Origin of the sequence: Flavobacterium johnsoniae (genome assembly GCF_030388325.1) — a bacterium.
In the GTDB taxonomy this organism is placed as follows: domain Bacteria; phylum Bacteroidota; class Bacteroidia; order Flavobacteriales; family Flavobacteriaceae; genus Flavobacterium; species Flavobacterium johnsoniae_C.
Window position 1 is genome coordinate 3,320,882 of the sequence record NZ_CP103794.1, and the last position, 20,528, is coordinate 3,341,409.

Sequence of the window (20,528 nt, forward strand, 5' to 3'; positions counted from 1 at the left end):
AGATAAAAAAACTCTAAATTGTTGATTTAGAGTTTTTTTTGTGACATTCATGATTTTTCTATGACAAAGAAAGCAGAAGTTTTCAAAAGTTAATGGCAATAAATATTATTCAACTAACGGCTATTTCCATAATTTTGTAAAGCAAAAAATAAATAGCTTTTTTTATAATTATGAACAATACATTTTCTGAAAGCAACCAAATTGGAATTGTATCGACTTTTTCTGATCTTGTAAATACCGATTTCAAGGGAGAAATGAATGCGCTATGCTTGCACAGAAATTTGGATGGCGATTTTAATGAGATTGTAACTAAATTATCTTTAAAAGAAAATATAACAGAAGTTTTTCCAGAAGATTTAATCGCGCTTCCACTCTCAGAAAAGGGAAATAGAGCAAGAGAAATAATCTTAAATGATTTGCAATTATTAACTGATTTTGGAGCTTCGCCATCACTGAATTTATTAAAGTGTTATGAACGTGATGATGAATTTGACTTTATATCTACAGACGTATATTCTTTTCATGTTGATCGTTCGTCAATTGCAACCGATACTTTTTTATGCACCTATCACGGAGCGGCGAGTGATATTGTTTCTAATTCACAGGCAGAGCAAAAAATCCTAATTCCAGAAATTCGCGCGAAGCTAAAAGAACTGCATGATGGGGCAGAGGATGAATTCGGAAACTTTCTAAAGGAGAATTATTTTGATTTGCATTATCAGCTAAATCCTGATGCAAAACCTATTAATTTAGGATTAATGAATCTTTGGCGACTGGCTGTAGATCATCCAAAACAAAAAGTGTTGCCTTGTATTCATAGAGCGCCGTTAGAAAATGAAGGCGAATATCGTTTATTGCTTATTTGTTAAATGAAACTTTTTGCATAATGTATTTAGCGGTGTTTCATATTTTATCTATTGGCAAAAAACTTTGTTTCAAATTATAATTTGAAACCTAAATTTAGAGGTTCAGAATAATTTTAAATTGATTGCGGTATAACTTTGATAACGTTTTGAAGTTTAACTAATTAAATCAATTTATATGAAAAGATTAATTTATATCTCTTTCTTGTTGTTGGTCTTGGCGGGTTGTAAAAAAGAAGCCGAAAATACTTCAACTAGTACTAATTCTTCGGAATCTGTTTCAGATTATGAATTTGTCGGCGGTTATCCAACAGAAGCTACAATCAAAAAATCCTACGATGACGCAGATCTTACCCGCGCTATACAAGCGTATAAATTTTTCTATCCTACTGTTTCTGGTGAAGCATTGGTTAAAGGAAATGACAGTGTTAAAATTATTCCAAACAAATCATTTGGAACTTTAGATACAAAACCAGGACAACTAGGATTTACACTTAATTCAGATACACCTTATGGACCTATCCCAATAGATTTATCAAAAGGGCCAGTGATTATAGATATTCCTAAAGGTCCGCTAATTGTGGTAGCAATGGATGTTAATCAGCGCTGGGTAGCCGATATGGGAATTCCAGGACCTGATGCTGGCAATGGAGGAAAACATCTTCTTTTACCTCCCGATTATAAAGGCGTCGTACCTGCTTCAGGTTACCATGTCTGGAAATCCTCTTCGAATAATCTTACTGTTGGTATAAGATCGCTTCCTGTTGGAGGAGATGTAAAAGCGGCTATGGATAGAATTAAAACAGTAAAAGTGTATCCGCTAAATAAACCTGCTGACTGGAAAGAACCAGATTGGCTTGAACTCACAGACAAACCTCAAAATACAACTCCTGTGTCATGGGAGAATAATATAAAATACTGGGAAAACCTAAACGATGTAATACAGCGAGAACCTGTTTATGAAGGTTACCGCAATTATTATGGAGAACTGGCTATTTTAGGAATTAAAAAAGGACAACCTTTTAAACCAGATGAAAGATTGAAAGCAATTCTCGAAAAAGCTGCTAAAATAGCTAATGCACAAATGAGAGTACAGTCGTTTGCTGATCGTCGTCCAGATCGCATTGTATGGAAAGACCGACAATGGGAATGGGTAGCACTACGATTTGAAGATGGAGATTTTAACACTACAGATTACGTAGATCTTGATGGACGAGAAACTTGGTTTTATCAAGCCATTGGAGCATCTCCTTCTATGTTTAGAAGAAAAGAGGGAGGAGGTTCACTGTATTGGCTGGGACTTAAAGATGCTAAAGGAAAATATGTCGATGGCGGAAAAACTTACAAGCTCACAATTCCGACTCCAGTTCCAGCAAAATTATTCTGGTCGATAACCATTTATGATGCTATTACAAGAAGTCAGGTTGTAACCGATCAAAATAAAGCGGCACTTCGCTCTTTGTTTGAACTTAAAGATAAAATAAGTGGAAATAGCATTGATTTATACTTCGGTCCAAAAGCTCCCGCGGGAAAAGAAGGTCAATGGATAAAAACAATTCCAAACAAAGGATGGTTTGCCTATATCCGCATTTATGGACCTGAAAAAGGCGCTTTTAATAATACATGGAAACCTGGAGATTTTGAAGAAGTAAAATAATTGAGTTATTAAAACAATAAAATATGAAAGCAAAAGATTTTTTTAGTAAAGTTTACTCTATTTCTGAAAGGGTAATGAAAAAAAACTGCATAAATTCATTTTTCTTTATCATTCTAATTTCAAATTTTAGTTTTGGTCAGGAAAATAATAAGCCTGGAACTCCAAAATCATTACCTCAGCCTGATTTTCATTTTCCGGGATATGTAGGAAGAACATATCAGGATTCTGATCCACCGCAATTTCCACAACCGATAAAAGCTCCAAAAGGTGCTCCAAATGTAGTGTTGATTTTGTTAGACGATTCAGGATTTGGACAGTTTAGTACATTTGGAGGAGGCGTTCCTTCTCCAACAATGGACAAATTAGCAGCAGAGGGAATCCGTTATAATAAATTTCATACTACAGCACTGTGTTCACCAACTCGAGCAGCACTTATAACTGGACGTAATCATCACTCTGCTACTTTTGGAGTTATTTCGGAAACAGCAACAGGTTACGATGGTTATACTTGTGTGCTTCCTAGAAGCTGCGGGACAATTGGCGAGGTGCTGAAACAAAACGGCTATATGACCGCATGGATTGGTAAAAATCATAATACACCGCCTTGGGAAACTAGCGATGCAGGACCTTTTGACAGATGGGCAAACGGACTTGGATTTGAATATTTCTACGGATTTAATGCTGGAGATATGAATCACTGGAATCCTGTACTTTATGAAAACAGAAATCTTGTTCCTGCTTCAAAAGATCCAAATTATCATATGACGGTTGATCTTGCAGACCATGCTATTTCTTGGGTTAGAAAAGTAAAATCAATCGCGCCAGATAAACCGTATTTTCTATATTTAGCACCTGGAGCAGCTCATTCGCCACACCATGCGCCTAAAGAATGGATTGATAAATTTAAAGGGAAATTTGATATGGGCTGGGATGCGTATAGAGAACAGGCTTTTGAAAGACAAAAAAAACTGGGCGTGATTCCAGCAGATGCTAAATTGACTGCAAGACCAGAAAGTTTGCCAGCATGGAATTCGCTTAACGCAGATCAGAAACGACTTTATGCTAGAATGATGGAAGTTTTTGCAGGCTACGGAGCACATTGCGACTATGAAATGGGTAGAGTTGTAGATGCCGTAAAACAGCTTCCAGATGCTGATAATACAATAATTATTTATATAGCAGGAGATAACGGAGCGAGTGCAGAAGGAGGTATTGAAGGATCTGTAAATGAAAATCTATTTTTTAACGGAGTATCAGAAAAATGGCAAGACAACATAAAATTTATCGATGAGCTTGGTGGTCCAAAACACTTTAACCATTTTACGGCAGAATGGGCTTGGGCAATGTGTACTCCATTTCAATGGACAAAACAAGTAGCTTCTCATTTTGGAGGAACAAGAAATCCGATGATTATTTCTTGGCCTGCTAAAATTAAAGACAGAGGAGGTTTGCGAAGCCAATTTACGCATACTATAGATATTGTGCCAACATTATACGAACTTATCGGTATCACTGCTCCTGAAACCATAAATGGTATCACGCAAAGTCCTATTGAAGGAGTTAGTTTTGCTTATACTTTTAATGATGCTAAAGCCAAAGAAAAACATACAACTCAATATTTTGAATTGGGAGTAAATCGAGGTATTTATCACAATGGCTGGATGGCATCGGCATTATCTTTTGCTCCTTGGAATCCAAATAGAGGTAATTTTGATCCAGATAAACAAAAATGGGAGCTATATAAAGTAGATGAAGATTTTACTCAATCTAATGATATAGCGTCAAATAACCCGACAAAACTGCGAGAAATGCAAGATTTATGGTGGGTTGAAGCTTCTAAATATAATGTGCTTCCTTTAGATTGGAGAGCTGTAGAAAGACTTAACGGAGAACTTATGGGAAGGCCAACTCTGGCAGGAGATGCCACTACTTTTACTTATTATCCAGGTCAAGTAGGATTGCCAAATGAAGCTTCGCCTCGTATTTTAAATAAATCTTGGTCCATTACTGCCGATGTGGATATTCCTGAAAGCGGCGCAGAAGGTATGATTGTAACTCATGGCGGTCTAGTTGGCGGTTACGGTTTATATGTGCAAAACGGAAAACCAAGTTTTGTTTACAATAATCTGGCTTTAGAACGTCCGACAATTACAGGAAAAGATGTTTTGCCTAAAGGAAAAGTAAAATTGGTAGTTGATTTTAAATATGAAGGAAAAGAAAAAGAATTAGGAAAAGCTGCTACAGTAACAATGCTGGTAAATGGCAAAAAAGTAGCAGAGGAACACCTAGAAAGAACAATTCCTATTCAAATATCTTTAAATGAAGGTTTAGATATTGGAATGGATGCCGGTTCGCCTGTTGATTTCAATTACAAACTTCCTTTTGAGTTTACAGGAAAAATCGAAAAAGTGACTTATAATTTGGGTAATTCAAAAGAGTCAAAATCTTCAAAAAATTCTAAAACGAAGTAGATATTTAAATGGTTAAAAATATTAATTCAAAGAAAATCCCTTTAAGTATTTATTGGGATTTTTTTGAATTATAAACTAATAAAAAGCCGAAATGATGCGTATATTTGAGATAGAAAATAATAATAAAGTTAGGTATGAAAAAAATAGGATTTTTATCTTTTGGACATTGGTCTGATCATCCGTCCTATAAAGCTCGTACAGCAGCAGATACTTTGCTTCAATCTATCGATTTGGCAGTTGCAGCCGAAGAAATTGGAATAGATGGCGCTTATTTTAGAGTGCATCATTTTGCACGACAGCTAGCATCACCTTTTCCTTTACTTTCGGCTATTGGAGCCAAAACCAGTAAAATAGAAATTGGAACAGGAGTTATAGATATGCGCTACGAAAATCCTCTATATATGGTAGAAGATGCCAGCGCTGCGGACTTGATTTCAGGAGGACGTTTACAATTAGGTATCAGTCGAGGATCACCAGAACAAGTTATAGATGGTTGGCGCTCTTTTGGTTATGAGCCTGAGGCAGGAGAAACAGATGCAGACATGGGACGAAAGAAAGCATTAGAGTTTTTAGATAAACTTAGCGTAGAAGGATTTGCTGAACCAAATCCATATCCAATGTTTCCAAATCCTCCTGGTTTACTGCGTCTTGAACCATATTCTGAAGGATTACGCGAGCGAATCTGGTGGGGAGCTGCCTCTAATGCAACAGCAGTTTGGGCTGCAGAAAATGGAATGTATCTTCAAAGTTCTACCTTGAAGTTTGATGAAAATGGAAAGCCTTTTCATATTCAACAAGCGGAACAAATCAGATTATATAAAGAAGCATGGAAAAAAGCGGGACACAATCGTGAACCAAGAGTTTCGGTAAGCCGTTCAATTTTTGCTTTGGTCAACGAACAAGACAAATATTATTTTGGAAATCAAGGTAAAGGAGCGGACAGTTTTGGTTATATCGAAAGTGACAAACGGGCAATTTTTGGAAAAAGTTATGCTGCCGAACCAGATAAGCTAATAGCTGAACTAGCACAGGACGAAGCAATTCAAGAAGCAGATACGCTATTACTCACAATACCAAATACTTTAGGAGTCGATTATAATGTGCATATTTTGTCGGCTATACTAAAATATGTTGCTCCAGAATTAGGCTGGAGATAAAAACTTTAGCTTACACAAATTGTATCTAAAACAATTAATTGCATATATTTGATGCATGAATAAACAAAAGCAATTTTCGGTATGTGGAGAGTCATTATCGGCTCCAATGCACATTTGCGGTTTTTTCGATTCCAGGGAACAGCAATATGAGGTAATCATTCCTTATATTTTGGAAGGTCTAAATGCAAATGATAAAGTTATTAATATACTAGAAGGAAATCGTCATGGAGAACATTGTCGCTGTTTAGCAGAAAATGGTATATCCATTGCAGAAAAACTGTCTAGTGGTCAATTGGAAGTTCTTGCTTCTGAAGACACCTATATAAAAGATGGTGAGTTTGCCGCTGAAAAAATGTACAATATGCTCGAAAAAAATTTGTTATCAGCAGCAAGAGGTGGTTATGATAGCGTTAGAGCTTGTGGAGATATGGTATGGGCTTTAAAAAATCTGCCCGGTACCGACGAGCTTTTAGAATATGAGGCAAGTCTGAATTTTCTAACTCCAAAACATTCTTGTTCACTGATTTGTATGTACGATGTTAGTAGTTTTAGTCAAAGTGCTCTTAGAGATATTTTACTTACTCATCCGTACGTTATTAAGAACGGAAAAATTACAAAAAATCTGAATTATATGGAACCATTGGATTTTATTTCAAGTGTTTCAGATTTTCGATCGAGCTCACTCAAATCCTAAAGTATTCTTTTACTTTTCATGATAGTTCAGATGTGCTATTTTAGTTCAGATTGCTCAATATTAAATCAAAGCCTTTACAAATTTGTAAAGGCTTTTTTTTGTAATAAGATAAAGACTTGATCGCCCAAATAGAATACTAAATAGAGTTTAAAATTTTAGAAAACTTTGTTTCAAATTATAATCTGCAACATCATTAAAAGATTTTGTAATACGCATGTTTGTAATTTAGTGCTTATCACAAAATCTTAGAAATATGAAGCCTTTTACTAGTCCAAAACTGCTCTTAATTTTAGCTGTATTTCTTTTCAGCTGCAATCAATCTCAAAAAACGGATTCTGTAACAGAAAAAACAGATTCTGGAGAATTAGACAGAACTACACTTCCAATTCCTGAACCTCCTTTTGGCGGTAAAATCGGAGAAACTTACAAAGATTCAAAAGAAGAATGGCCAAAATTGGTTACACCTCCGCAGGGAGCACCAAATGTAATTATTATTCTTTTAGATGATGTTGGTTTCGGACAAGTAAGCACTTTCGGAGGCCCTGTTCCTACACCAGAATTGGATAAATTGGCGGCAAATGGTTTAAAATACAACCGCTTTCACACAACTGCAATCTGCGGACCTTCACGTGCTGCTTTGCTGACAGGAAGAAATCATCATAATGCAGGTTCAGGTTTCTTAGCCGAATGGGCAACAGGATATCCGAGTTACAATTGTATGATTCCTAAAACAACTGCAACCTCAGGAAGAATTTTAAAAGGAAATGGATACAGCACAAGTTGGTTCGGGAAAAATCATAATACGCCAGACTGGGAAAGTAGTATCACAGGGCCTTTTGACCGTTGGCCAACAGGTTTAGGTTTCGATTATTTCTACGGATTTATTGGTGGAGAAACACACCAATATTATCCAGTTCTTTTTGAGAATACCAAAGCCGTAGAACCAGATAAAACTCCAGAACAAGGTTATCACTTTATGACGGATATGACGGACAGAGCAATCAATTGGCTGGAATACAGTAAATCTGTTGCACCTCAAAAACCGGTTATGATGTATTTTGCTCCGGGAGCAGCACACGCGCCACATCATGCACCAAAAGAATGGCGCGATAAATTTAAAGGACAGTTTGATAAAGGCTGGGATGTTGTGAGACAAGAAACGTATGAACGTCAGTTAAAAATGGGAATCATACCTAAAGGAACAAAGCTAACTCCAAGACCAGACTGGGTTACACCTTGGGACAAACTTTCGGCAGATCAGAAAAAGCTTTTTGCAAAATTAATGGAAAATTATGCAGGCTATCTTTCGTTTGCTGATCATGAAACGGGAAGACTTTTAGAAGCCATTAGCAAGCTTCCAGACGCTGATAACACTTTGGTATTTTATATAGTTGGTGATAACGGCGCAAGTTCTGAAGGAGGAATGGACGGAACAATTAATGAAGTAAAAGCATTAAGTGGAATCGCTACTCCTTTGGCAGATAACATGAAACATATTGATCAAATTGGAGATCCAGATACAGAACCTCATTATCCCGTAGGCTGGGCGTGGGCAGGAAATGCTCCTTTTCAATGGGTAAAACAAGTGGCGTCTCACTTTGGCGGAAGCCGAAATCCAATGGTAGTAAGTTGGCCAAAAGTGATAAAAGATAAAGGCGGAATGCGCAGCCAATTTGTTCATTTAATTGATGTGCTTCCTACGGTTTTAGATGCTTCTCATTTGCCAGCACCAAAAACGGTTGATGGCGTAGAACAGAAACCTATGGATGGAGTTTCGTTCTTATCAACTTTTAAAGATAAAAATGCGAAACCAGTTAGAACCCGACAATATTTTGAGGTATTTAGTAATCGTGCAATTTATGATAATGGTTGGGTAGCGGCAACACAACATACTTTTCCTTGGAGACAGGATTATGCGCCTGGAAATTGGGATAAAGACAAATGGGAACTTTATAATATTGATGAAGATTACAGCGAATCGGTTGATTTGGCTAAAAAATATCCTGAAAAAGTTAAAGAATTGAAAGCCATTTTTGATGAAGAAGCAAAAAAATACAATGTTTATCCATTAGATGATAGAGGAACTGGTCGATTAATTTCGCCAAAACCAACGCCTTCAGATCCTAAACGAAAACATTTTACTTTTTACGCAGGAGCAACAAGATTGGCTGAAACAGCATCACCAAATACCAAAAATAAATCACATACTATTACAGCTAAAGTTGAACTAAAATCGAAATCAGATAGCGGAATTATTGTTGCTTCTGGCGGAAGTTCTGCGGGATTTGCTTTGTATGTACAAAACGGAAAACTGGTTTATCATTATAATTATTTTGATGATGCACGATATGTCATTACATCAAAAGAATCGCTTCCGATTGGAAAAAGTACCGTACGATTTGATTTTACTTATGATGGTGGCGGAATGGGAAAAGGAGGAACAGGTAAAATATATATCAACGATAAATTAGTTGGCGAAGGACGAATCGATAAAACAGTTGCAGCCCGTTTCGGAATTGATACTTTCGGAATTGGTGAAGATTCAGGATCTCCTGTTGCAAAATCGTATAAACCTCCATTCAAGTTTACGGGAATAATTGATAAAGTGAATATTGACTTGAAATAATTGTGAATGGTGAATTGTGGATTTTAGTTTATGATAATGCATCATGAATTGTGAAAAAATAGAGATTCAAAATAATATACTTTGTATTATGGAAACCAAAAAATATGTAAGGCTGTTTTTCTTTTTTAGTATAAATATTTTGTTCGTGTTTTACGCAAATGCGCAGGATGTTTTACCATTTCCTCCGGCACAGTCTGCTTCTCAAGCGGGAGTTACAATCGAAACTTCTACTTACAAAAAAAGAACAGAACCGAAACATCTTCCGGCAGACGCACCTAATATTTTAATTATATTAATGGATGATGCTGGACCAGGCGCGCCTTCGACATATGGAGGAGAAATAAATACGCCAACATTGTCCAAAGTCGCCAATACAGGAATTTCATATAATCGTTTTCATTCAACAGCTATGTGTTCGCCAACGCGTGCTTCTTTGCTTACAGGACGTAATCATACTCGTGTGGGCAACGGTCAAATCGCCGCTATTGCAAATGATTTTGATGGTTTTAGCGGAACAATTCCAAAGAGTTCCGCAACGATAGCTGAGATATTAAAAGATTACGGTTATAATACCGCAGCATTTGGAAAATGGCACAATACACCCGAAGAACAAATTACTTCAAAAGGACCATTCGATTATTGGCCAACAGGTTACGGATTCGAATATTTTTATGGTTTCCTTGCCGGAGAAGCTTCGCAGTATGAACCAACTTTGGTAAGAAATACAACTTACATAGAACATCCAAAAACTTCAGGCGGGCATGATTATTACCATTTATCAGAAGATTTGGCTGATGATGCAATACTTTGGTTAAACGAACAAAAAGCATACGCACCAGAAAAGCCTTTTTTCGTGTATTGGGCACCTGGAGCAGCTCATGGACCGCACCATGTCATGAAAGAATGGGCAGACAAATATAAAGGCAAATTTAATGACGGATGGGACGCTTACCGCGAAAGAGTATTCAAACGCCAAAAAGAATTGGGATGGATTCCGCAGAATACGTTGCTTACGCCAAGAGCCGAATCGATGACATCGTGGGCAAATATTCCAGAAGCAGAGAAACCTTTTCAGCGCCGTCTTATGGAAATATGGGCAGGTTTTGCAGAACATGCCGATTTTAATGCGGGACGGGTAATTGACGAAATCGAAAAACTGGGAGAACTTGACAATACAATTATCATTTATATCTGGGGCGATAATGGTTCATCTTCAGAAGGCTTAAATGGAACAATCAGCGAGCAATTGGCACAGAATGCAATTCCCACAAAAATTGAACAACATATTGCCGCTTTAAATGAATTAGGAGGTTTAGATGTTCTAGGTGGACCAAAAACTGATAATATGTTCAACGCCGGTTGGGCATGGGCAACCAGTACTCCATATCAAGGAACAAAATTGCAGGGTGCTTATTTTGGAGGAACACGTCAGCCAATGGCAATTTCATGGAAAAAAGGAATTAAACATGATAAAACGCCAAGACCGCAGTTTCATCACGTTATCGATATTGCAGCGACGATATATGAAATCGACAAAATTCCTGTTCCCAAAGTAGTAAATGGTTTTGCTCAAGACGAATTAGACGGAGTGAGTATGGTTTACACCTTTACTGATCCAAAAGCAAAAGGAACACGTCATACACAGTTTTTTGATATTATGGCAAGTCGTGGTATTTATCAGGACGGATGGTTTGCAAGTGCACGTGGACCAAGAGAGCCTTGGGTAGGAGGAATCCCGAAAGGCATTAAACAATGGTCACCATTAACAGATACTTGGCAGTTATATAACTTAGATCAGGATTGGTCGCAGGCAGTTGATTTGGCAGCGAAAGAACCTAAAAAACTAGAAGAGATGAAAGCTTTATTTTTAACAGAATCTGCTAAAAATAAAAACCTGCCAATTGGCGGCGGATTATGGTCAACCGCATTATATCATCCAGAAGATGCGCCTTCTTCTCCTTTAACCGAATGGACTTTTGATTCGCCAATAAAAGGAATGCCAGAATCAGCGGCTCCAAAATTAGGAAAAGTAAGCAGTGTCGTAACGATGGATTTAGAAGTTCCAGATAATGCAAATGGTGTTTTGTATGCACTTGCAGGATTTTCAGGAGGCGTTACTTGTTATGTAAAAGATGGTTATTTAAACTATGAGTTTAATTTGTTTGAAGTACAGCGAACTAAAATTAAATCAAAAGATAAACTGCCAAAAGGCAAAGTAAAAATTGAAGTCGAATCGAAACTCGTTGATAAAATTGGTGGTTCGATGAATGTAACATTAAAAGTAAATGGTGCGGCAGTCGGGCAGGGAACCGTTCCAACAGCAATGTCTCTGCATTTTACTTCAAACGCCACTTTTGATATTGGTACCGATTTAGATTCTCCTGTTTCATTAGACTATTTCGATCAGGCTCCATTTTCATTCAATGGAAAAATAGGAAAGACAAAAATTGTATATACCAAGAAAAGTTGATAAACACTAAGTTTAGAAAATTGTATCAAAACCTTTAAGATCTGGAAATCATGAAAGAATATTATAATTTAAAACAAAACATTAATTTAAGATTTAACTGTTCTTTCCAAAAAAATAGTATCAGTATATTTTTAATGTTTATTTTGATTTTAAGCAATACTATTAAAGTTCATGCACAAGATGTTCTGCCTTTTCCGCCAGTTCCTAGTGCCAGTGTTGCCAACGAAACATTAGCCGAAAGTACACACAAACGAAGAGCTCAGCCAGATCATTTGCCAAAAGATGCGCCAAATATCATTATTATTTTAATGGATGATTTAGGATTTGGAACGCCATCAACTTTTGGAGGCGGAGTCAATACACCGACTTTAACCAAAGTATTCAAAGAAGGAATTGCTTATAATGAATTTCATACCACTTCAATTTGTTCGCCAAGCCGTGCCGCTTTATTAACAGGCAGAAACCATACGCATGTTGGAAACGGAACTATTGCAGAAAGAGCCGTTGACTGGGATGGTTATACCGGAATTATTCCGAAAGAAGCTGCTACGGTTGCTGAGGTTTTAAAGAATTATGGCTACAGCACTTCTGCTTTTGGAAAATGGCACAATACGCCTGCCAACCAAACTACTGTTGCAGGACCATTTGATTACTGGCCAGTCAATTACGGATTTCAGCATTTTTACGGATTTCTGGCTGGAGAAACTTCACAATATGAACCAAGATTAATAAATGATTTCACCCCAGTTGAACCTCCAAAAGACGAAAAATACCATCTTACAACCGATTTGGCAGATCACGCAATTGAATGGATGAATCAGCACAAATCGTATGCTGCAGACAAACCTTTTCTATTGTATTTTGCTCCAGGTGCTGGTCATGCGCCGCATCATATTTTTAAAGAATGGGCAGACAAATACAAAGGAAAATTTGATGACGGCTGGGATGCTTATCGCGAAAAAGTATTCAAACGTCAGAAAGAATTAGGCTGGATTCCTAAAAGCGCCATGCTGACGGCTAGAGATAAAACAATGGCTTCTTGGGAAAGTATTCCGAAATCTGAAAGAGCGTTTCAAATTCGTATGATGGAAGTATTTGCAGGATATGTTGAACATGCCGATCATGAAGTTGGACGTGTTTTGGATGCGCTTGAAGCGAATGGACAAAAAGACAATACAATCGTATTTTTTATCTGGGGAGATAACGGTTCTAGTGCTGAAGGACAAAATGGTTCAATAAGCGAATTATTGGCGCAGAACGGCGTTTCAAATACCATTCAACAGCAATTAGAAGCTTTAGATAAACTTGGCGGACTTGACGCAATTGGTGGACCTCTTTTAGAGAATAATTATCATGCAGCTTGGGCTTGGGCTGGAAATACGCCTTTTAAACATACTAAATTAGTAGCTTCACATTTTGGAGGAACACAGAATGCAATGGTCATTCGCTGGCCGAAAAAAATAAAACCAGATAGCACGCCGCGAAGTCAATTTCATCATATAAACGATGTTGTGCCGACTATTTATGATATTTTGAATATTAAAGCACCAAAAGAGGTCAATGGTTTTGATCAAATGCCTCTGGACGGAGTAAGTTTTAAATATACTTTTAATGATGCCAAAGCAAAAGAAGTATCCAAAGTTCAGTTTTTTGATAATAACGGAAGTCGTGGAGTCTATAAAGACGGTTGGTACGCTTGTACTTTTGGACCATTATATCCGTGGATTCCTGCCCAGAAAGGTTTAGCCGAATGGGATTCTACCAAAGATGTTTGGGAATTGTACAACATAAAAGAAGATTATACGCAGTATTACGATTTAGCATCTAAAAATCCGCAGAAATTAAAAGAACTTCAGGAAGTATTTAACGAAGAAGCCAAAAAGAATAAAGATTACCCGATTGGTGCAGGAATCTGGCTTCGCATTCATCCTGAAGATGTTATCAAAGCGCCTTACACTTCATGGACTTTTGATGAAACAACAAAACGAATGCCTGAATTCAGCGCGCCTGGTTTAGGCAAAAAAAGCAATAAAGTAATTGCCGATGTTGAGGTTAAAGAAAATGCTTCGGGAGTTTTGTATGCGCTTGGAGGTTCTGGTGGAGGTGTGACTTTATTTATGGATAAAGGCAAATTGGTGTACGAATATAATATGCTGATTATAGAACGCTATAACGTTGAATCATCAGCAAAAATTCCGGCAGGAAAACATAAAATTGAAGTTTTAACTACTATTGCAAAACCGGGCGCTCCTGCTGAAATTGTTATTTTGGTTGATGGGAAAGAATATGCCAAAGGCGAAGTAAAACGTACTGTTCCTGTTGCTTTTACTGCCAGCGAAACTTTTGATGTTGGCGAAGATTTAGGCGGTCCAGTTTCCATTCGTTATTATAAAAAAGCACCTTTTAAGTTTGAAGGAAAAATAAATAACGTGAAAGTAGATTTACTTTAAGTAGATTTTTGTGAAGTATAACTATGTTTAAATCATTCTATAAATACCGCTGAAGGGGGCTTTGTACGATTACTTTTTTAACTTATCTTCGCTGTTTATACATTTGTGAGTACATTCTACTCATTTAAAAATCTAATTTGTGAAACAAAAAATACAGGAAGATCAAGAAAACAATCAGCTTAAACGCGGGCTGACTAATCGACACATTCAGTTAATTGCTTTAGGCGGATCTATAGGAACTGGTCTTTTCCTCGGAATTGGTCCAGCAGCCGTATTAGCAGGGCCATCTGTTATTTTAGGATATGCTATTGCCGGAATTATTGCCTTTTTTATTATGAGGCAACTCGGCGAAATGGTTGTTGAAGAACCAGTATCTGGAAGTTTTAGTTACTTTGCTTATAAGTATTGTGGTTCTTTTGCAGGTTTTGCCTCAGGTTGGAATTATTGGATTTTGTATATTCTGGTAAGTATGGCTGAACTTACAGCTATTGGGGTTTATGTGCAGTTTTGGTGGTCTGAAATTCCGTTGTGGGCCTCCAGTTTATTTTTCTTTCTGGTTATTAATGCTTTAAATTTTGCCTCCGTAAAAGTGTACGGAGAAACTGAATTTTGGTTTTCAATTATAAAAGTTGCAGCAATTATTGCAATGATTCTTTTTGGTGCTTATTTACTAATAAGCGGAACAGGAGGAGAACACGCTACAATTCATAATTTGTACAACGATGGAGGTTTTTTTCCAAAAGGAGTTTTTGAGAAAACTGGAACTGGCGATTTTCAAGGTTTATTGTCAGCGATGGCTTTAATTATGTTCTCTTTTGGTGGTTTAGAATTAATTGGAATTACCGCTGCTGAAGCAGAAAATCCAGAGAAAAATATTCCAAAAGCAACCAATCAGGTTATTTATCGAATTCTTATATTTTATGTAGGAGCATTGATTATTTTATTTGCTTTGTCGCCTTGGAGACAAATTACTACAGACAGCAGTCCGTTTGTAATGGTTTTTCAAAATCTAAACGGGATGGAATTTGAGCTTTTTGGCTATAAAATATTTTTTACAAAGCTAATCGCCAATGTTCTTAATTTAATTGTATTAACCGCAGCTTTATCGGTATATAACAGTAGTGTGTATAGCAACTCCAGAATGTTATTTGGTTTAGCAGATCAGGGTAGTGCTCCTAAATTTTTAAAGAAGTTAAACAAACAATCGGTACCGGTTAATGCTATTTTAATTTCTTCATGCTTCGCCGCTATTTGTATTTTAATCAATAAAGTAATTCCAGAAGAAGCTTTTGGTATTTTAATGTCTTTAGTAGTGTCTTGTTTAGTTATCAATTGGGTTATGATTTCGTATACGCATTTACAATTTAGACGTACAAAAGACAAAGAAAACACAAAAACCAAATTTGCTTCCATATTTTATCCAATAAGCAATTACATCTGTTTCGTATTTTTATTGGGTATTTTATCCATCATGTGGATGACGAATATGAAGATATCTGTAGAATTAATTCCTATTTGGCTGGCTATTCTTTTTGTATTTTATAAAGTTTTTAAAAATAAAAAATAGATAGTTTTAAAAATAAATCCCATTTCATTTAGAAATGGGATTTATTTTTATGACGTTTGCGATACAGGTTCAAACTCATTTTATGGAAGACAAGGATTTATCTTAAGACGCTCCTCTATTAAAACCAATAGTATCTCTGTAAAGCTGTGGAGAAATATCTGTTTTTCCTTTAAAAACACGACTAAAATAATATTCGTCGTCATAACCCAGCTCGTAAGCAATTTCCTTTACTGTTTTGTTGGTGAGATATAATTCTCTTTTGGCTTCTACAATAATGCGTTCAGTAATTAAATCTGAAAGTGTCATATTAAAATGATTTTTTGCAGCTCGCGCAAGAACAACTGGTGTTACCATGAAGCATATCAGCATATTCACTTGCAGAATGTTTAATTCTGAAATTATCTTCGATAGCATTTCTTAAGTTCTGAATAATAAGCAATTGTTTGTCGTTGCTATTTTCATTTTTAATAGATTGCTGTTCTAATTTTATTCTCGTAGCAAATACCAAAAATATTTTCAAATAAGAAACCAAAACTTCATCTTTTCTCAAAGCATCCATTTTCAGTTCATTGACAATTTCCCTGACGATATTCATCAAAGTTTGTTTATTATTTTCATCTAAAAGAATAAATGGCTGCTGATAAACATTATTAAATAAAATTCCATTTGCAGCAATCTCTTTATGATGTCTGTAAATACAGAAAAAATCATGATGAAACTGAATAGAAATTCCAGTAAGCGGTCCTTCAGAAGCTAGCATAAAAGGCTGATACGGGTAGAAAGCAAATAAGGTATTTTCTTTAAAAGAATATTCACAAAGATCAACTTTGGCTAATCCTTCTCCTGAAGTAATTATTATTATGGTAAAATAATTATTTCGCTGAATATGATCAAAATAACTGCTGTTATCAAACTCAAAAACTTTGAATGATAAATTGCCATTTTGCTGGTTAACAAGCGTATATACAGATTGAGATAACATACTTATTTAGATTTGCTTAATAATTCTAAAAATTGAGAATTGAGCACATTGCATTCTTCTACACAAACATCGCCAGTTATCTTTGGTTTATTTTCCCATTTTGGAACATCTTCTGTTTCTAGAATATTAAATTGTGAAGTAAAACCGCCTACATAAGGAACAGCTGTACCGTAAATAATTTCAGTTATTTTATGATGGCGAATCATATACGAACACATAATGCAAGGTTCATGTGTGGTGTACATTTGTGACAGATTAAGTTTATCTGAATATCCGTTTTTTATAGCATCTCGAATAGACAATATTTCGGCATGATTTGTAATGTCTCCCGTAGATTTTCCTGATTCAATGCCTTTACCAACTACTTTTCCGTCAAATACAATAAGCGCACCCACAGGCGGATTTCCTGCTTTTAGAGCACTTTTGGCAAGATCTAAACATTTATTCATGTAATATTGAACATCTTCCTGCATAATTTTAAAACTTAAATATTGATTGTAGAGTATCCAGCTATGCTAAATTACTCAAAAAATAAAGGTTTGATCACATTAAATATTTGTAAATAATAAAACTGCCCTTAAAGTGAAAAAGGGCAGTTAAGAGCTGATTTAGAAAATCAAAATATCGTAACCTTCTTTTCTAAGGTTAACAAAACTTGGTAAACCTGGAGTTCCTGGAACTTCGTTGTCATTTAATAATTCATAACCAGAAACTTCGGTGCCAAATACAGCGACACATCCTTTAGAAAGACCGTGAACATGATCTTTTACTTCTTTATAAAGAGCATTAACAGGATGCTCTGGTTTTTCTAGTTGTTCAGGCCATCTTATACCTGCTCCTTGAAAAATAATTTTTACATCTTCGCCTTCGTGTTTGAATTCATATGCCGATGCTAAAGCATTGAATACACGTCCTAATGCTTCTTCTGAACCCGCTTTTGGATCAGATAGAATAATAATTGCTGTTTTTTTCATTTGAATAAATTTTATTAACAAGGCAAAGATCTGACGACAATGCCGGCTAAAGAATGGAGAAAATTTACTTTATAATGGAGAATTTTTTCTCGGATAAAATATCAGAATATTAGGTTCAAAACGTCCATTATAAAGTAAAAATCATCCATTTTTCACGAATGATTATCTCCACAACTTTGCATTCAATAATAATTCACATAAGTAGAACTTTAAAAAAATAAAAATATGTCTGTTTCTGATTTATTTAAACCGCTTACGTTGCTGCACGGTCCAGCAATGAGAAACCGTTTCATGCTCGCACCCTTAACCAGCCAGCAAAGTGAATTTGATGGCACTGCATCTGAATACGATCAATATTGGATGGAGCAACTTTCTCAAGGCGGTTATGGATTAATTCAAACCAGCGCTTCTACCGTAGAAGCAGGAGGAATCGCGTTTGAAAGACAATTAGGAATTCATAGTGATGACCATTTGCCAGGATTGACAAAAATGGCATCGGCGATTCGTGATGGCGGTGCGTTGTCAGCCGTACAATTGCATCACGCAGGACATCGAGCTCAACCTTCAATTGGCGGTATTCCAGCTCCTGCGTCGAGTAAAACTTTAGAAGGAATTAAAGCAATTACTACAGAAGAAGTAGAACGAATTCGAGACAGTTTTATCGCTGCGGCAAAAAGAGCGCAATTGGCAGGATTTGACGGAATTTCTGTTCACGGTGCTTTCGGGTGGATTCTTTCAGAATTCATGTCGCCAAATTTAAATGATCGTACCGATAAATATGGAGGAAGTCTGGAAAATCGTGCACGCTTTACGATTGAAGTTATTGAAGGAATTCGTAAAGCTTGCGGTCCCAATTTTCAAATTGGATGGCGTTTGTCTATTGAAAGATATGGATTGCTTCTAGAGGAATTGCGTGAAGTTACAGCCGAAATTTTCAATCGTGAATTAATTGACTATTTAGACTTAGCACTTTGGGATTCGGCACAAATTGTTCGCGAAGGAACTTTTAAAGGAAAAACCATGTTGAGCGTTTTTACCGAACTTCCGCGTAAAGGAGTTCGTCTTGGAGCAGCAGGGAAAATTATGAGCGCACAACGTGCAGGAGAACTTCTAGACGAGGGTTGTGATTTTGTGCTTATCGCGCGTGCAGCAATTTTACAGCGAGATTTTCCTCTTCAGGTAAAAGCAAACCCAATGTATGATAGTCCACAATTGCCTGTTATGGCAGACTATCTAAGACAAAGAGGATTAAGCGAACGTTTTATTGAAACGATGCGCGGATGGCAGACTTTTGTAAAGGCTGGTTCGTTATAAAAGTTTTGAAATATCTAAAAAGTAAACCGCCAAATTGAGCGGTTTGCTTATTTTAATTTTATGATCTAGAGGAATTAACCCGTCCGTTTGAAGTATTATTTGATTATATGAAGGCAGATTATCAACCTTTTTTTTTCTCACTACGGAAATGACATTTGAGCCATCACAAGAATGGATAGAGAGAAGCATACCATATATCTTGATTTTCTGGAACGATTTAATAGTAAAAGTGATGATGTAAATGTGGCTTAGTTTAAAGCTGAAGAATTTAATAGTATTATAAAGGCAAAAAAAAACTCTAAATCATTGATTTAGAGTTTTTTTTGTGACCCCGACGGGACAAATTTCAACATTTTTTTTGGATGATTTGAAGAAATTGGCTTACTACATGTAATGTTTGTCTTTCATTGGCTTTAGAGTTTTGGTTTAGATGTACTGTTGGGGATTGAAGCAAAAATATATTTAGTTTTATGTATTATTTTACCAAAAATAAAAAGAGACAGCCTTAATCTTTTGCAAAAAAAAGATATCAATTCCTTATATTTAAAGTTTTGAGCTGGCAATAAAATGGTAATCAAAATCTCTAATACAATTGACTATTACTATTTTGTCGCATAGTAATTATATAAAAAGCCCTGAAATTTCAGGGCTTAATTGTAATTTATTTTCAGCAAACTACATTTTTGGAAGCAGTACTGCGTCCACTACATGTATGACACCATTAGATTGATTTACATCTGAAATTGTAACTTTAGCTTTATTGCCACTTTCGTCACTAATGTACAAATCTTTTCCATCCATCCAGGCAGTTAGAGTTCCGCCGCTAACTGTTTTTAAAGAAGCTTTTCCTTTACCAGCTTTTATTGCTTTTGCAATATCAGAACTATTCATTTTACCGGCCACTACATGATATGTCAATATAGTTTGTAATGATTTAATATTCTCAGGTTTCAATAATGTTTCAACAGTTCCAGCCGGCAATTTACTAAATGCTTCATTTGTTGGTGCAAAAACAGTAAATGGGCCTTTACCTTGTAAAGTTTCAACTAATCCTGCTGCTTTTACTGCTGCTACCAAGGTGGTATGATCCTTTGAGTTTACCGCATTTTCTATAATATTTTTATTAGGATACATAGCTGCTCCACCAACCATTACTGTTTTTTGTGCAAATGATGTCAATCCAAATCCTAATGCCAGGATTGCTGCTGCTAAAAATTTTCTAGTTTTCATAATTACTTTTTTTAAGTTATAAAGTCATTTACGCTTTAATATTCTTTTTGGTTTTAAAAGAGGTAAAAAAATA

General features: G+C 36.1%; 15 protein-coding genes. 10 read left to right on the forward strand and 5 right to left on the reverse strand.

Going from position 1 to position 20,528, the window contains the following annotated elements; all coding sequences use genetic code 11:
• Positions 1-170 precede the first annotated feature (170 nt).
• From NYQ10_RS14455 to NYQ10_RS14495, 9 genes are all read left to right on the forward strand, one after another.
• The gene (locus NYQ10_RS14455; RefSeq protein ID WP_289877051.1) at positions 171-869 is read left to right on the forward strand and encodes a DUF1826 domain-containing protein; all 699 of its coding nucleotides are present in this window, start codon (positions 171-173) and stop codon (positions 867-869) included.
• 172 nt (positions 870-1,041) lie between these two features.
• The gene (locus NYQ10_RS14460; RefSeq protein ID WP_289877052.1) at positions 1,042-2,520 is read left to right on the forward strand and encodes a DUF1254 domain-containing protein; all 1,479 of its coding nucleotides are present in this window, start codon (positions 1,042-1,044) and stop codon (positions 2,518-2,520) included.
• 23 nt (positions 2,521-2,543) lie between these two features.
• Complete coding sequence (locus NYQ10_RS14465; protein WP_289877053.1) at positions 2,544-4,991, forward strand: arylsulfatase; 2,448 nt, start codon at positions 2,544-2,546, stop codon at positions 4,989-4,991.
• 134 nt (positions 4,992-5,125) lie between these two features.
• Positions 5,126-6,148, forward strand: a complete 1,023-nt coding sequence (locus tag NYQ10_RS14470; RefSeq protein ID WP_289877054.1) for an LLM class flavin-dependent oxidoreductase — start codon at positions 5,126-5,128, stop codon at positions 6,146-6,148.
• 55 nt (positions 6,149-6,203) lie between these two features.
• Entirely contained in the window at positions 6,204-6,842 is a 639-nt protein-coding gene (locus NYQ10_RS14475) for an MEDS domain-containing protein (protein WP_289877055.1), read from the forward strand.
• Between the two features lie 253 nt (positions 6,843-7,095).
• The gene (locus tag NYQ10_RS14480) at positions 7,096-9,468 is read left to right on the forward strand and encodes an arylsulfatase (protein WP_289877057.1); all 2,373 of its coding nucleotides are present in this window, start codon (positions 7,096-7,098) and stop codon (positions 9,466-9,468) included.
• A gap of 88 nt (positions 9,469-9,556) precedes the next feature.
• Positions 9,557-11,938: an arylsulfatase gene (locus NYQ10_RS14485; protein WP_289877058.1), complete on the forward strand. Its 2,382-nt coding sequence runs from the start codon at positions 9,557-9,559 to the stop codon at positions 11,936-11,938.
• A gap of 50 nt (positions 11,939-11,988) precedes the next feature.
• Positions 11,989-14,388: an arylsulfatase gene (locus tag NYQ10_RS14490; protein WP_289877060.1), complete on the forward strand. Its 2,400-nt coding sequence runs from the start codon at positions 11,989-11,991 to the stop codon at positions 14,386-14,388.
• A 139-nt stretch (positions 14,389-14,527) separates the two neighbouring features.
• Positions 14,528-15,955 (forward strand): amino acid permease, encoded by a 1,428-nt coding sequence (locus NYQ10_RS14495; protein WP_289877061.1) that lies wholly within the window; start codon positions 14,528-14,530, stop codon positions 15,953-15,955.
• 102 nt (positions 15,956-16,057) lie between these two features.
• On the opposite strand, the gene NYQ10_RS14500 is transcribed toward NYQ10_RS14495, so the two are convergent.
• The 4 genes from NYQ10_RS14500 to NYQ10_RS14515 all read right to left on the reverse strand — a co-directional run bounded on the left by NYQ10_RS14500 (position 16,058) and on the right by NYQ10_RS14515 (position 17,911).
• Positions 16,058-16,261: a helix-turn-helix domain-containing protein gene (locus NYQ10_RS14500; protein WP_289877063.1), complete on the reverse strand. Its 204-nt coding sequence runs from the start codon at positions 16,259-16,261 to the stop codon at positions 16,058-16,060.
• Between the two features lies 1 nt (position 16,262).
• Entirely contained in the window at positions 16,263-16,937 is a 675-nt protein-coding gene (locus NYQ10_RS14505; protein WP_289877066.1) for an AraC family ligand binding domain-containing protein, read from the reverse strand.
• A 2-nt stretch (positions 16,938-16,939) separates the two neighbouring features.
• Positions 16,940-17,410, reverse strand: a complete 471-nt coding sequence (locus NYQ10_RS14510; RefSeq protein WP_289877068.1) for a nucleoside deaminase — start codon at positions 17,408-17,410, stop codon at positions 16,940-16,942.
• A gap of 135 nt (positions 17,411-17,545) precedes the next feature.
• Positions 17,546-17,911 carry a DsrE family protein gene (locus NYQ10_RS14515; protein ID WP_289877069.1) on the reverse strand — a complete coding sequence of 122 codons (366 nt, stop codon included), beginning with the start codon at positions 17,909-17,911 and terminating at the stop codon, positions 17,546-17,548.
• A gap of 225 nt (positions 17,912-18,136) precedes the next feature.
• On the opposite strand from NYQ10_RS14515, the gene NYQ10_RS14520 reads away from it, so the two are divergent.
• Positions 18,137-19,225 (forward strand): NADH:flavin oxidoreductase, encoded by a 1,089-nt coding sequence (locus NYQ10_RS14520; protein WP_289877070.1) that lies wholly within the window; start codon positions 18,137-18,139, stop codon positions 19,223-19,225.
• 675 nt (positions 19,226-19,900) lie between these two features.
• On the opposite strand, the gene NYQ10_RS14525 is transcribed toward NYQ10_RS14520, so the two are convergent.
• Positions 19,901-20,455 (reverse strand): fasciclin domain-containing protein, encoded by a 555-nt coding sequence (locus NYQ10_RS14525; RefSeq protein ID WP_109193286.1) that lies wholly within the window; start codon positions 20,453-20,455, stop codon positions 19,901-19,903.
• Between the last annotated feature and the right edge of the window lie 73 nt (positions 20,456-20,528).

Bases quoted from the DNA above. Each gene is read 5' to 3' on its own strand.
- NYQ10_RS14480 (WP_289877057.1), top strand. From the start codon at position 7,096: ATGAAGCCTTTTACTAGTCCAAAACTGCTCTTAATTTTAGCTGTATTT.
- NYQ10_RS14460 (WP_289877052.1), top strand. From the start codon at position 1,042: ATGAAAAGATTAATTTATATCTCTTTCTTGTTGTTGGTCTTGGCGGGT.
- NYQ10_RS14510 (WP_289877068.1), bottom strand. From the start codon at position 17,410: ATGCAGGAAGATGTTCAATATTACATGAATAAATGTTTAGATCTTGCC.
- NYQ10_RS14465 (WP_289877053.1), top strand. From the start codon at position 2,544: ATGAAAGCAAAAGATTTTTTTAGTAAAGTTTACTCTATTTCTGAAAGG.
- NYQ10_RS14500 (WP_289877063.1), bottom strand. From the start codon at position 16,261: ATGACACTTTCAGATTTAATTACTGAACGCATTATTGTAGAAGCCAAA.
- NYQ10_RS14475 (WP_289877055.1), top strand. From the start codon at position 6,204: ATGAATAAACAAAAGCAATTTTCGGTATGTGGAGAGTCATTATCGGCT.
- NYQ10_RS14490 (WP_289877060.1), top strand. From the start codon at position 11,989: ATGAAAGAATATTATAATTTAAAACAAAACATTAATTTAAGATTTAAC.
- NYQ10_RS14525 (WP_109193286.1), bottom strand. From the start codon at position 20,455: ATGAAAACTAGAAAATTTTTAGCAGCAGCAATCCTGGCATTAGGATTT.
- NYQ10_RS14455 (WP_289877051.1), top strand. From the start codon at position 171: ATGAACAATACATTTTCTGAAAGCAACCAAATTGGAATTGTATCGACT.
- NYQ10_RS14485 (WP_289877058.1), top strand. From the start codon at position 9,557: ATGGAAACCAAAAAATATGTAAGGCTGTTTTTCTTTTTTAGTATAAAT.
- NYQ10_RS14515 (WP_289877069.1), bottom strand. From the start codon at position 17,911: ATGAAAAAAACAGCAATTATTATTCTATCTGATCCAAAAGCGGGTTCA.
- NYQ10_RS14505 (WP_289877066.1), bottom strand. From the start codon at position 16,937: ATGTTATCTCAATCTGTATATACGCTTGTTAACCAGCAAAATGGCAAT.
- NYQ10_RS14470 (WP_289877054.1), top strand. From the start codon at position 5,126: ATGAAAAAAATAGGATTTTTATCTTTTGGACATTGGTCTGATCATCCG.
- NYQ10_RS14520 (WP_289877070.1), top strand. From the start codon at position 18,137: ATGTCTGTTTCTGATTTATTTAAACCGCTTACGTTGCTGCACGGTCCA.